Genomic DNA, 13,265 nt, shown 5'->3' with positions numbered 1-13,265 from the left:
CAACCTATGATTCATTTCAAAAACGACCATCTAACCGTTTTCCAAAGTTCATTATATCAGACCACGTCGGCCATCATTCAAACCGACGACGTGATGATCATGACCGACCCGAATTGGCTGCCGCATGAAGTAAAGGAAATTCGGGAGCATGTGGATAAGAAGTTAGGCGACAAGCAGCTGTACATCCTCTACACTCACAGTGATTTTGACCACATCATCGGTTCAGGAGCCTTTCCAGAGGCAAAAGTAATTGCTTCAGAGGAACTTAAGCATCACGAACACAAAGAGGAAATAATTCAAAAGATCCATCAGTTCGACCAGCGGTATTATATAAAAAGGAATTATAATCCTCATTATCCGTCCGTGGACTATGCCATATCCCGCGATGAAGAAAAGCTCGAATTGGGAGACCTTTCTTTAACCTTTTACAAAGCACCATGCCACACGCATGATGGGCTTTTCACCGTCATAGAACCATTGGGTATTTTCTTATCCGGGGACTATCTATCGGATGTCGAGTTTCCGTTTATTTTCAGCGGTTACATAGATTACAAGGAAACGATAAAGAAGGCTGAAAAGATTTTACAAATGCATACGATCCGGACTCATGTCCCCGGTCATGGATCCGTAACGGATAATCGACATGAGATGGCGCGGAGGGTGGAGGATTCTACGTATTATTTAAGTCATCTTTCACAAGAAGGAGAAAAGGCAGAAGCCTTTTGCAGTGAGAGGTATGATTTTTTTGAAGGAATGAAGAGTATTCATTTTGAAAACATAGAAATGGCGAAGAAAGGAGCAGGGTTGGACGAGTGAGTTCCTGCTTATCCAACTCACATAGTCGAACCGTCTGTGCTTTCGAGAAACGGTCCATACAATATCCATTCGGATCATATCTCAATATGCCGGATCAAATCTATTAGAAATCGCCCACAAGGAGTGAAAGTCTGCTCATAAAGAGATTCGAACGTAGACCTGTAAAGGACTCATACAAGCCCCTTCCCATCCGATTTTTAAACATTTTGTTGCACAACTACTAGAAAACTACTAAAAAAGGGGGCAATCCAATGAAACTCATCTTACTATTCGGACCACAAGCCGTCGGGAAAATGACGGTAGGACAAGAATTAGAAAAAAGAACAGAACTGAAACTATTTCATAACCATATGACCATCGAATTGCTGCAACCATTCTTCGGATTCTCGGAAGAAATGTGGAGACTGTGCAGCATGATGAGAGAAGAAATATTTGAAGCTTTTTCAAAAAGTGATCAGTACGGGATGATTTTCACCTTTATGTGGGCATTTAATAAGCAAGAGGATTGGAAATGGGTTGAGAAGGTTACAAACATATTCGAGTCCAACGGGGCAGAAGTATATTTTGTAGAATTGGAGTCTGACTTAGAAGTACGGCTAAAACGAAATACGACATCGAACAGGCTGCAACATAAACCGTCCAAGCGAAATGTCGAAGACTCTGAGAGAAGACTGCTGGCTTCCCTGGAGAAACTCCGTCTGAATTCGGTTGAAGGGGAAATAGTAAGAGAGAATTATATCAAGATCAATAATACGAAGATGAGTCCGGAAGAGGTTGCTGAAAAAATGATTAATAGATTCCAACTTTAAATCATACCACGGGCATTTTAACCAGGAGCCATTAACACTAACGGAGCATCAAAGGCCGAGTTAGCCCATCCCATAGGACTCGAGCGTGATGGTATACAATACGGTGAGGGACGGACCTCATAAAATAAATTGGAAAAATAGGAGGACATATGAAAACCAATCTCTTTCACTCCCCGCCACTATTAGAAAATGAGAAAATAAAATTGATTCCTCTGGAAGTTACGCATTCCGCTGCTCTTCTTGAAGCAAACCATCCAGAGATATGGCGTTTTATGCTGACGGAAATCACTACCCTCGATGAAATGGAGCAATGGGTAACAGCTGCCATCCGGTTACGGGAGCAGGAGACCGCCTTACCTTTTGCAGTGGTGTTAAAAGAACAAAATAAGATCATTGGATCTACCCGATTATTCGAAATCAATCGTTCACAAAAATCTTGTGAACTCGGTTCCACTTGGTACAGTAAAGACTATCAAAGGTCATTCGTTAATTCCAATTGTAAGTTTCTGATCCTCCGTTATTGTTTTGAAACTTTAGGAATGATGCGGGTTCAGCTTAAAACGGATGAACGAAATCTCCGTTCCCAGAAAGCGATTGAAAGAATAGGTGCTGTAAAAGAGGGAGTATTGAGGAAAGAAAGGATCCTATCAGGGGGATATGTCAGAAATGCCGTTGTTTACTCGATCATTGATGAGGAGTGGCCTTCTATAAAGGAAGGATTCGCTTTGAGGGATCGAAATATTGAACGGCAGTGATGGCAGGAACCGATCCTTGCATTGAAATCATCCTTCTCATGTGATAATGTAATTGAAAATAAGAGGTGGATAAAAATGATACTCATTAACCAACAACATTCATTCACACAATTCCATCATCATATCAAGTAACCTTGCTATCCGATTTTTAATAATCGTAAATAGGAAGGTTATTTCTCATAGAACCGCATTTGATTAAGTTATTCGCTTATATCAAGTGCGGTTCTTTTTTTATACAAAAAAGGAGGAGAAGAAAGATGAAAATGAAGAAAATGGATTATCAAAATGTTAAAGGGACTCAGGATTATTTACCGGAGGCGGAAGTGATCAGAAGGGAAGTCAGAAGAACACTGGAGGATGTATTTATCCAATACGGTTGCAAGCCCCTTGAAACCCCTATCTTGAATTACACTGAGCTTCTTTCGTCGAAATATGCTGGAGGGGCTGAAATCCTTGAAGAGATGTACACCTTAACGGACAGGGGGGAAAGAGATCTCGCCCTGCGATATGATCTGACGATTCCCTTTGCCAAGGTAGTTGCAATGAACCCTGCCATCAGCCTGCCCTTCAAACGTTATGAAATCGGGAAAGTATTCAGGGACGGACCTATTAAGGCCGGGAGGTTCCGGGAATTCACTCAGTGTGACGTGGATATTGTGGGCGTCGATTCCCAGGTGGCGGAAGCAGAGCTGATGATGATGGCACTGGATGCATTCGGTAAGCTCGAAATGAATGTAACGATCCAATACAATAATCGAAAACTTCTGACCGGGATGCTTGAAGTGTTCGGTCTTGAGCCGGACAATCTCAACCGGGCAGTCCTGATTCTGGATAAACTTGAAAAGGTCGGAGTTAAAGCGGTTGTGGCAGAACTTGAAGAACTTAAGATAACAGTCTCAACCAGAAGCGCCATTGAACAATTTTTAACAGATGGAAACAATGCCAGCTTTGATTATTTCGAATCGTATTCCAAAGAAAATCCAAATCCAAACCTCAGGGAAGGATTAAGGGAAATAAAAGAACTCGCACTCTATCTTGATTTCCTGGATATCAAAGAGCAATGTGTGTTTAATCCGTTTTTGGCAAGAGGTTTGGAAATCTACACAGGGACAATCTATGAAATATTCTTAACGGACCGATCGATCACTTCAAGTATCGGGAGCGGTGGGCGTTATGATAATGCTATTGGAGGTCTTCTTGGAACAGATGAAACGATCTCGACTGTCGGCATATCCCTTGGATTGGATGTCATTTATGCAGCGATCAAGGCTTCCCGAAAACGAGTGAACTCTGCTTCCCGAGTGGATTATTATGTTATCTCACTCGGGACACAGAAGGAAGCTCTCCGACTAGCCAGTGATTTAAGGAAAAAAGGTGAAACAGTCGAACTTGAGATGAGCAATCGGAAATTAGGCAGACTCCTTGAAAAAGCAAACAAAGAAAAGGTCCGGAATGTGATTATTATTGGCGAGGATGAGGTGAAGAAAAATCAGTATAAAGTGAAGAACATGGAGACTGGTGAGGAATCATTGTGGGACATGGGCACGTTGTCCCGGGAATGAGATGGTACATGGAGGATAGGTCAACTGTCCTCCACTAAAGATAATTCGACACAGCTGCTTGATTTTTTCCAATCCCGCAGGATAATGTAATTTCCCGCATGATAATTTTGAATCCTGCATGAATATTGGATATAAGGCTTGAAAGTTGTACAAACAGGCATGATTCCTGCTTCCGTTCGAGTTTTTAGTAACTATTTTGACATTAAATAAGCACAACAGACTATAAATCTACTAGTTTCCCAATCTTTTGTAAAAATCCCTAAGAAAAAAGGTCGAATTCTATTAACGTAACCTTTATAAATGTTTTAACTATCAACATATTAACTCAACATCCCTTTCCTACAATAAAGTAGAAACATATATTCGGGATAGGAGATGAAGAACATGAACAAAAGATTATTAATCGGTACAGGAATTGCGGTTTCATTGTTATTGAGTCCGTTCAGCCAGGCGTTTGCAGAAGAACCGACAGCAGGTGAGGAAAAGCAGGTAGAGAATATTGCGCACCGCGGGGCGGCAGCCTATGCACCTGAAAATACGATTGCAAGCTATGATCTCGCAGTCAATATGAAGGCGGATTATGTTGAAATCGATGTTCAACGAAGCAAAGATGGTGAATTGGTCGTCATCCATGATACATCAGTGGATCGCACAACCGACGGCACGGGAAAAGTGGGGGACTTAACACTCGAGCAAATGAAGAGTCTTGATGCAGGGAGCTGGAAAGGCGAACAATTTTCAGGAGAAGAGATCCCTACTTTTGAAGAAGTGCTGGATCGCTATCATGGAAAAGTGGGGATCTTAATCGAAATGAAGTCTCCTGAACTTTATCCTGGTATCGAAGAACAAGTTGCTGATACATTAAAGGAACGTCACCTCGATACACCGCAAAACGAAAAAATTATTCTTCAATCCTTTCATTTTGACTCTATGAGAAAGATGGATAAACTGCTTCCAAAAGTTCCAGTCGGAGTGTTGGCGTGGAGCCAGGCGCAAGCCACACCCGAAGTGTTAAAAGAGGTCTCCACGTATGCCGAATGGTTCAATCCAAGCTATGGAATCGTCACACAGCAAGTAGTGGAAGATGTTCATTCCCTTGATATGAAAATCGGATCATGGACAGTGCGCAGTCACGAATCGGCAGATTTTCTATTCAATATGGACGTGGACGCGATCATTACGGATTATCCCGATTATGTGGACCCTAGAAACTAATTTTTGTAAAAGAGGAGTGGCGGATGCTGCTCCTTTTTTACAACTCTTTGAAAAAAGACAGGTTTATACAGTATTAGCGGAAATGCGATTGCCCTCCTTAAAACTACACCAATCCTAAAAAATCTCCTCTCATAAAATTCAACAAGAATGATTAATTATGTTGAATCCGGACAGAATCAGTATAAAATATGGCTGGATTTCAAAAAAACGTGTTTATTTCTTCACCTTCTGACCAAACTAACCTGACAAACCTTTTCGTATTATAGCTCTGACTTGGTTCGTCCAAGTTAACCTACGTCTTACGAAGAAGGTTTCTTTTTTTGTCTCTTAATGAAGAGAATTCCCCCCAGCTAAATCTCCACATTCCCCATTCTCGACATCCGCCTAATAATCTGCTAAACTAAAATAGTTACCCAAGATAACCATTACCTGAGTTAACCATATACGAAGGAGGAACGACCAAATGAAATCGGCACAACAATTTTTTCAGGAGTTGATCAGGCTCTACAGGCCATTTGAAAATCAATTGAACGTTCAGCTGAATGAACACGGTCTGCACAGGGCCCAGTGGACGATTCTATATAACCTCTACCATAACGGACCTGCATCCAATGTGGAAATCTCTCATTATCAAAGTGTAGAGAAACCGACGATTACGAGGACGGTCCATCAATTGGAGGAAGCGGGATATATTGAACGGATTCCGGGAAAGGATCGACGAGAAAAGCGGATGCAGCTTACTGAAGCGGGGATCGAAGTTTATGAGAGTGCCAGGAAGACCATCGACCTTTTTGAGCAGTCTATCATGGAAGGAATCAGCGAAGAGAAGCAACTGGAGATGATCGGAATGATGAATCAGATCAAGGAGAATATGAACAGATAAGGAGTCTTTCAGATGAGTCAGTCAGAACCGAAGCTTTGGACGAAGGATTTTTCCCTCATGTCTATCGCCAATTTTTTTATTTATTTAATCTTTTATTTATTGCTTGTCACAATGGCCGTATATGCCGTGGATGAATTCGGGGCGTCGGAGAGTCAGGCGGGACTTGTGACCGGTATCTTTATCATCGGGACCCTGATTGGGCGCCTTTTCCTCGGCAGGATGATCACGACCATCGGGAATAAAAAAATGTTGTTTGTAGGCATGATTGCGTTCATTGCCACCTCATGCCTGTATTTCGTAGAGGGAGGCATCAGTTTCTTACTTCTTACCCGTTTTCTTCACGGTGTGGCACTTGGAATGGTCAGTACGGCTACAGGAACGATCGTAGCAGAAATCATACCCCAGAGCCGAAAAGGAGAAGGGATCGGCTATTACAGTATGAGCATCACATTAGCAACAGCTGTTGGCCCATTCTTCGGTCTCTTCTTAAGTCAACATGCAAGTTTCAATACGATATTCGTCTTTTGCCTTGCACTTGGGGTCATCAGCTATGTGATTAGTCTATTTGTGAAGATTCCAGTCGTGAAGAAACCAGTAAATGGAAGGGTGAAGAAAGAACGACTCAACCTGGCAAGCTTTATCGAACCAAAGGCACTTCCTATTGCACTGGTTGTACTGTTCGTGTCCCTGGCATATTCAAGTGTTTTGTCGTTCATTAATTTCTACGCGATCGATATCGACCTAGTGGAAGCTGCCAGCTTGTTCTTTGTCGTCTATGCCGTAGCGATTCTTGTATCACGCCCTTTCACAGGGAGACTGATGGATGCAAAAGGGGCAAAGGCCGTCATGCTACCGGCCTTTGTTCTTTTCGCTGCCGGCCTGTTCCTGCTAAGCGCGGCTGGTAACACCTTGATTCTGCTTCTTTCAGGTGTTCTGATCGGCCTCGGGTTCGGAAACATGCAATCCGTCACCCAGGCGATAGCTGTAAAGGCAGTGCCCCCTGAACGAGTGGGTCTGGCAACATCTACTTATTATATTTCCCTGGATGCCGGCCTCGGATTTGGACCGTATGCTCTTGGATTTCTGATTCCCTTGACGGGATACCGGTCACTGTACATGATCATGGGGATCCTGGTTGCCGCAACACTAGTCCTTTATTATGTTCAGGAAAGAAAACAATCGCGCACAATCCTGGCGCATGAATAGTCATTAATAATATAATTCTTTCTTAAATGGAGTCCGGCCGTTTGGCCGGACTCCATTTTTTTGAGGGACGGACCTCTAAAAGGCATGCACACTCCATAATTCCACCTCTCAAAAAGGTCCGTCCCTCAAACGGCTATTTACCGTTTTCAATAAAAAAATCTATAAAATTGATAAATATTTATTGTTAATCAATAAATATCATGGTAAATTCATAGTATATTATCAAGTGAGGTGCTATAGATGAAACGGGAAACACTTCTTTTAAAGATTGCGCTTTTTCTGATCGGGACTCCCATTGCCGCTTTATGCCTATTCGGGTTGCCTACGTTGGCAATGGAAGCGGCAGGATGGAAGCTTGCCTATGTGGTTTATGGAATGCTTGTCATCATATACGCATCGGCAGTCCCCTTTTACGCAGCGTTGTTCCAGGCGTTTAAACTGTTAAGGTTAATTGACCAAAAAAACGCGTTTTCAGGATCATCGGTCAAGGCTTTGAAGACGATCAAAAAATGTGCCATTACGATCAGTCTCTTCTATGTGGCTGGCATGCCGCTCTTTTATACGTTGGCGGAGGTGGACGACGCTCCCGGTGTCATCGTAATCGGCATGACCTTCCTATTCGGTTCAGCGGTGATCGCCATCTTTGCGGCCGTTCTCCAAAAGCTATTAAACAATGCCATTGAAATCAAATTTGAAAATGATTTAACGGTCTGAGGTGAGAATATGGCGATTATAATCAATATTGATGTAATGATTGCGAAACGGAAAATGAGTGTGACGGAGCTTTCAGAAAAGGTGGGAATCACGATGGCGAACCTTTCAATCCTGAAAAATGGAAAGGCTAAGGCGGTACGGTTATCCACATTAGAGGCGATTTGCAAAGCCCTTGATTGTCAACCGGGGGACCTGCTGGAATATCAGCGTGAAGAAGATGCAAAGGAATCAGGATTATGATGGCGATCAAACAGCTCCTTCGTTTCGGATGGGAGCAGGCTTTGTCCTGCTTGTTTCCTGTTGTCATCTTTGCTTCTTTGGCGTTGACGCAGATCATTCCCCTTCCAATCCTGCCAAGATATGACTGGCTGCTTCTCATCTGTCTTTTTATGCAGTGGGCAATGGTGAAATCAGGTCTTGAAACCCGGGATGAACTCAAGGTCATCACCCTCTTCCATTTGATTGGACTCGCACTTGAACTGTTCAAGGTTCATATGGGATCGTGGTCTTATCCGGGAGAAGGCTACTCCAAACTGTTCGGAGTCCCTTTATACAGTGGATTCATGTACGCAAGTGTAGCAAGTTATCTGTGCCAGGCGTGGAGGAGGCTGAAGGTTGAACTGATTCAGTGGCCGCCTTTTTTGTCAGTCGTTCTCCTTGCCGCTGCGATTTATTTGAATTTCTTCACCCATCATTTTTGGATCGACATCCGCTGGTGGCTGTCGGGCCTTGTCATCATCGTCTTTTGGAAAACATGGGTCGTATATGTGGTCGGGGGAACATACTATCGAATGCCACTTGCCCTTTCGTTTGTCCTCATCGGCTTTTTTATCTGGATCGCTGAAAACATTGCAACGTTCTTCGGTGCCTGGGAATACCCGAACCAGGCCGATGCCTGGAGCCTTGTTCATCTTGGTAAGGTCAGCTCATGGCTTCTTCTTGTGATCGTCAGCTTTCTGATTGTGGCGACGTTGAAGAGGGTAAAGGGGAAGGGCCCCGTTCGAGCAGGGACGAAGACACTTACTAACGGATATTGACTTTAAAGAACAGGTTGCCTGGTTGAATTTTCTCTATAAGGAAAAGCTCCGGGGAACCTGTCTTTTTGATTTTTTTAGCCTTTCATAAGGAGTAATTTGGAACCTTGTTCAAATTAATACGTACATGTAATGAAGAAATTTCATAATTATTACGGAGGGATCAAAATGAACTACGGACTGCTTACCATCGGAATCGCTCTTTTGTTGGTTTCATACTTAGTAGGTGTGAAAAAGCAAACATGGCTGCTCGCAGGTTTCAATGAAAAGATGATCAGGAATAAGTCTTTGTTAGGAACCGTAACGGGGCTTGTATTTTTTCTTCCATTAGGGTTGATCGTGATCATCAATAGCCTGATCGATTATGCCCATGAGGGAACCATCTTTGTGGTGGTCATGTTCGTTCTTTTATCTGCCGTGTATGCATTCATTAACAGGAGGCTAATGGATTGATGAAAGGAAAGTATGTCATGATCAATGGGCAGAAGGTATTTGGCTAAGAAAAGGGGAGGGGGAAATGATTATCTTTCTCCGTGGTGGCGCCAGGAGGAGACTTGACTATTTCCTTTCTCATATGGGCCTTTAGCGGACGACTATCAAATGTAACCTTTTTCTATAGGGAAATTTACTGGTTTTATAAAATGATGGTTGACAATCTTAACTGTAAATATTATTATTACAGTGTATCCAGAATAACGGATGCATTTATTAACGTTAAAACTGTTACTTTTTTTATTACATTTAAAAGGAGTGTGTAAATACATGGTCAATTTATTTCTGACACCAAGCTGTACGTCCTGCCGCAAAGCGAGAGCGTGGCTTGAGGAACATTCAATCGAATACGTGGAGCGGAATATGCAGACAGAGCCGTTGACGCCGGATGAGATCAAATCAATCCTTCGTCTGACGGAAAATGGAACAGAAGATATAATATCAAAACAATCTAAGGCGTACCGGGAATTAAAGGTAGACATTGATTCGTTGCCACTCCAGGATTTATATACATTGATCAGGGAGAACCCCCTTATGCTGAAGAGACCCATCATGCTGGATGAAAAAAGATTGCAGGTCGGCTATAACGATGATGAAATTCGCAGTTTCCTTCCGAGAAAAGTGAGAGCCTACTCATATAATGAACTGCAAAAACTTGCCAATTAGCTGTTGAACGGGATTCTTGACAGTGTAAACTGTAAAAGTTACTATTACAGTAACATCCGTGAAGGAGGCAGGCCATGAATAGCAACTTTACATTAGCCATCCACAGTTTAACGTATCTGGCCCTGCAGGCAGACCGCATGTCAACAAGCGATGCCATTTCAGAAAGTGCCGGAGTCCATCCGGTCCGGATTCGCAAAGTCCTAAGTCTTTTGAAAAAGCAGGGAATCATCGCCTCAAAAGAAGGGACGGGCGGAGGATTCATCTTTGCCAGGGACTTGAGTGACATTAATCTGTGGGATATTTATAAGATCACATCAGAAGGCGCACTGCAGCCAAAATGCACGGCTACAAATGAAAAATGTCTTGTAGGCGCAAATATGAAGAATGTTCTATTTCAGATTTTTCTCGGTGCTGAAGAAAAGCTGGGGGATTACTTAAAATACTACTCCATTAAAGACATTGTCGAGATGATCAATCAAGAGAAAGCATAGAAGGCTTTCTTTTTGAATAAATGTAACAAATAATATTACAGTTTAGAAGGTGAATCATTTGTCAAACCAGCCGTCTATATTAAAAATTGGAGATTGGATCAAAGGGAGGCTACTTTCTGGAGAACTGGTCATCGGCTATATAGAGAATCTTGACATCCAGGGAGAAGGCGTAAAAGCGAAAATCGTGACCAGTGACAATAAGACCATCGAAGGGAAAAGTCTTCCACTGTTGAACAGACAGGTAAACAAAATACCAGAAGCACATGTCAAAAATAAAGAACAAATTCAATACTTAATCGATCTTGCCCTGGAAACAGGAGATGAAGAGTGGTTCCTTGAGTTGACTGCAAAATTGAACTCCATAAGGAAATTGGTCGAGGGTGTAAAATGAATATATTGCTGGAAAGCTGAAGAGGCCGATTCTTCAGCTTTTTGGTGTTTTGCCATCAAGTCTCAGTTAAAGAACCTCATCAATAATCTCTTCAAATACATCACTCACACGGCTTCTCTTAAGCAGGATCTCCTGGTTGTCAAGGGTCACGTTTCCTCTGTGTTCATCCAGGTTGAACTTTTCTTTCAAGGCAGCCAGCGATCCCTTGCTGCGGGTATCGATTTCGAAGTAGATGGTTGTTTCATGATCGCCCTGAAGGATATAGACTTCGAGTTCGTCGAGCTTTCGGTTGTATTTGCCGTATGTTGGTTTAAATTCGTATTGCTGCACGAATGGACGGTTCGTTTTGATCCATACCGGAGTATTCTGACTCTCCATTTGATGAAATTTAAAGCCGATGACCTTGATGGCATCCACGATGTTTTCATGAACGGTGGTGGGATCAACGGATACATAATCCCTGTCTTTCGGATCAATGGCATTCTTGATATCCACTCCTGTCTCGATCCAGACTGGTGGTACATTCTTCTGTGTTTCTGGATGAATCATAGTAATCGGTGTATAGAGGGGCACCTGAAATGAGAACGGGATGTGCTTCTTTTCTCCCTTTGAAATAGTAAAGGGTTCATTGAGCTGGTGGACTTCCACAACGGCAGGTGACAGTCGATCTCCACCTTCATGGCCGTACATCGTCATCAGTTTCAGATTGATCGAATCGATTAACTGATCTGTATTCCCGCCTTTTATCTCTACAACTCCCTCGAGCATTTCCCCTTGTTGGATATATGCACTCTTCACCTTCGTATCGACAGTCGCAGAGCCGACTCCGATACTTGCGATCACTCTATTGAATATGGACATGAGAGTCATCCCCTTTCTTCTTATTCTCATCGTAGCACAACTGGAAGAGATTATGGGGGAATACCTCCACCGATTAGAAACGAGGACAATCTTATAGCGGTCCAATTCAAGCAAAAAATGACAGGTAATGTGGTAATAGGAAGTCTATGATGGCATCAGGGGGATTTCAACATGTCTAATTTCTATGTAAGTATATTTCAAATAAGAGGCAGCTCTTATCACATCGGCTTAGAAACAGGTGTAAAGCTGAGAAATACCACATTCGTAAACACTTTGGAGTCCATTACGAAACAGGAGATTGATCTTCCTAACATGAAATCGATCTATTCCACTTTTGCACCTCATTTACTGGAAGAATTAGACGGACTGGCACAGGGGAGTGGGATATCAGAGACGAGGGCATCGGCTTTGTTCAGCGGTTATGATGTACCAAAGACGGAATCGATGGGATGTTCCTCACTACTTACAAAGGATTATTATGTGAGGAATTACGATTTTTCTCCTGCTCTATATGATGGGGTTTTTAGTCTGGTTCAACCGGATCACGCTTTTGCCTCAGCCGGGTATAATCTTCAAGTCTTGGGGAGGCATGATGGTGTAAATGAGCAAGGCCTGGTTGCAGGTTTGCACTTCGTCAGTCATCATGGCTACAGAAAAGGAGTCTCTCCGTGGGCTGCGATAAGGATGATCTTGGATACGTGCTCTTCCCTTAAAGAAGCAGTTGCCATGCTGAAGGAAATTCCTCATTCTGCCTGTTATAATTTCTCTTTAGGTGACCGAAATGGTAACATGGCTGAAGTCGAAGCGAGTCCCGATAAGGTGAGGGTCAGGTATGGAGATTCATTCTTGTCGTGCGTGAACCATTTTCAGGACGATCATTTAAAAAGGAATAATCGCCGGTCTATTGAAGGTTCTCTCCAACGCAATAAGCATTTACTGAGTTTAAAAGATAAACAACTGTCCCATCATCAAATGTTCCAACATTTCAAAAACATGGATTCACCTGTTTTCTTCACGGATTACGAGAATTTATTCGGCACCCTACACACTTTTTCGTATTCTTATCAAGAGGCAAGGATCCTCACAACCATCGCAGGAAGTAAGCAGGTTCTGGACGTGGATGTTCAGGAGTGGGCAAATGGTGAAGACATTTGTGAAAAGAAGTTAAGCGGTATTATTGTAACTTAGCCCAAAAGATGATCCCAATTTACAACGGGCTCATCTTTTTTTCATCCCAAAGTCTTAGGATCCTTTCTCCCCAATGGCCGAAGATGCAACCTAAGAGGCAGAATATACTAAATTATATGGACGATTAACTCAATTCAAATTATAGTGAATATTTCATGTGATTGGTATAAAATAGAATTTTG

Annotated in this window: 16 protein-coding genes; 15 read left to right on the top strand and 1 reads right to left on the bottom strand. The window is 42.6% G+C overall.

All coding sequences use genetic code 11. The annotated features are described in order from the left end of the window. Positions 1-6: 6 nt before the first annotated feature. From BAA9072_RS00730 to BAA9072_RS00665, 14 genes are all read left to right on the top strand, one after another. Positions 7-816, top strand: a complete 810-nt coding sequence (locus BAA9072_RS00730; protein WP_201712777.1) for an MBL fold metallo-hydrolase — start codon at positions 7-9, stop codon at positions 814-816. Between the two features lie 251 nt (positions 817-1,067). Continuing rightward, positions 1,068-1,625, top strand: a complete 558-nt coding sequence (locus BAA9072_RS00725; protein WP_201712776.1) for a DEAD/DEAH box helicase family protein — start codon at positions 1,068-1,070, stop codon at positions 1,623-1,625. Positions 1,626-1,774: 149 nt separating this feature from the next. Beyond that, a complete protein-coding gene (locus BAA9072_RS00720; protein ID WP_201712775.1) occupies positions 1,775-2,380 on the top strand; it encodes a GNAT family N-acetyltransferase in 606 nt (201 codons plus the stop codon). A 263-nt stretch (positions 2,381-2,643) separates the two neighbouring features. Continuing rightward, positions 2,644-3,942 carry a histidine--tRNA ligase gene (locus tag BAA9072_RS00715; protein ID WP_201713170.1) on the top strand — a complete coding sequence of 433 codons (1,299 nt, stop codon included), beginning with the start codon at positions 2,644-2,646 and terminating at the stop codon, positions 3,940-3,942. A gap of 384 nt (positions 3,943-4,326) precedes the next feature. Continuing rightward, complete coding sequence (locus tag BAA9072_RS00710; RefSeq protein WP_201712774.1) at positions 4,327-5,157, top strand: glycerophosphodiester phosphodiesterase; 831 nt, start codon at positions 4,327-4,329, stop codon at positions 5,155-5,157. A 463-nt stretch (positions 5,158-5,620) separates the two neighbouring features. Further along, complete coding sequence (locus BAA9072_RS00705; protein WP_201712773.1) at positions 5,621-6,040, top strand: MarR family winged helix-turn-helix transcriptional regulator; 420 nt, start codon at positions 5,621-5,623, stop codon at positions 6,038-6,040. A 12-nt stretch (positions 6,041-6,052) separates the two neighbouring features. Beyond that, complete coding sequence (locus BAA9072_RS00700) at positions 6,053-7,246, top strand: MFS transporter (protein WP_201712772.1); 1,194 nt, start codon at positions 6,053-6,055, stop codon at positions 7,244-7,246. Between the two features lie 240 nt (positions 7,247-7,486). After that, complete coding sequence (locus BAA9072_RS00695; protein WP_201712771.1) at positions 7,487-7,960, top strand: DUF2975 domain-containing protein; 474 nt, start codon at positions 7,487-7,489, stop codon at positions 7,958-7,960. Between the two features lie 9 nt (positions 7,961-7,969). Beyond that, the gene (locus tag BAA9072_RS00690; RefSeq protein ID WP_201712770.1) at positions 7,970-8,200 is read left to right on the top strand and encodes a helix-turn-helix domain-containing protein; all 231 of its coding nucleotides are present in this window, start codon (positions 7,970-7,972) and stop codon (positions 8,198-8,200) included. Next, positions 8,197-8,997: a DUF817 domain-containing protein gene (locus tag BAA9072_RS00685; protein WP_201712769.1), complete on the top strand. Its 801-nt coding sequence runs from the start codon at positions 8,197-8,199 to the stop codon at positions 8,995-8,997. The genes BAA9072_RS00690 and BAA9072_RS00685 overlap by 4 nt, the downstream gene beginning before the upstream one ends. A 165-nt stretch (positions 8,998-9,162) precedes the next feature. Then, a complete protein-coding gene (locus BAA9072_RS00680; protein WP_201712768.1) occupies positions 9,163-9,447 on the top strand; it encodes a DUF3784 domain-containing protein in 285 nt (94 codons plus the stop codon). Between the two features lie 309 nt (positions 9,448-9,756). Beyond that, the gene (spxA, locus tag BAA9072_RS00675; protein WP_201712767.1) at positions 9,757-10,152 is read left to right on the top strand and encodes a transcriptional regulator SpxA; all 396 of its coding nucleotides are present in this window, start codon (positions 9,757-9,759) and stop codon (positions 10,150-10,152) included. Positions 10,153-10,226: 74 nt separating this feature from the next. Then, positions 10,227-10,643, top strand: coding sequence for an Rrf2 family transcriptional regulator (locus BAA9072_RS00670; protein ID WP_201712766.1), 417 nt, complete (start codon positions 10,227-10,229; stop codon positions 10,641-10,643). Between the two features lie 58 nt (positions 10,644-10,701). After that, the gene (locus tag BAA9072_RS00665) at positions 10,702-11,034 is read left to right on the top strand and encodes an IDEAL domain-containing protein (RefSeq protein ID WP_201712765.1); all 333 of its coding nucleotides are present in this window, start codon (positions 10,702-10,704) and stop codon (positions 11,032-11,034) included. 66 nt (positions 11,035-11,100) lie between these two features. Here the strand turns inward: BAA9072_RS00665 and BAA9072_RS00660 are convergent, their stop codons facing one another. Further along, entirely contained in the window at positions 11,101-11,895 is a 795-nt protein-coding gene (locus tag BAA9072_RS00660; RefSeq protein ID WP_201712764.1) for a sporulation protein, read from the bottom strand. A gap of 171 nt (positions 11,896-12,066) precedes the next feature. On the opposite strand from BAA9072_RS00660, the gene BAA9072_RS00655 reads away from it, so the two are divergent. Continuing rightward, the gene (locus BAA9072_RS00655; RefSeq protein WP_201712763.1) at positions 12,067-13,083 is read left to right on the top strand and encodes a C45 family autoproteolytic acyltransferase/hydolase; all 1,017 of its coding nucleotides are present in this window, start codon (positions 12,067-12,069) and stop codon (positions 13,081-13,083) included. Positions 13,084-13,265 lie beyond the last annotated feature (182 nt).

Source organism: Rossellomorea arthrocnemi, assembly GCF_904424705.1.
GTDB lineage: Bacteria > Bacillota > Bacilli > Bacillales > Bacillaceae_B > Rossellomorea > Rossellomorea arthrocnemi.
This window is presented reverse-complemented; position numbering and strand designations above follow the sequence as displayed.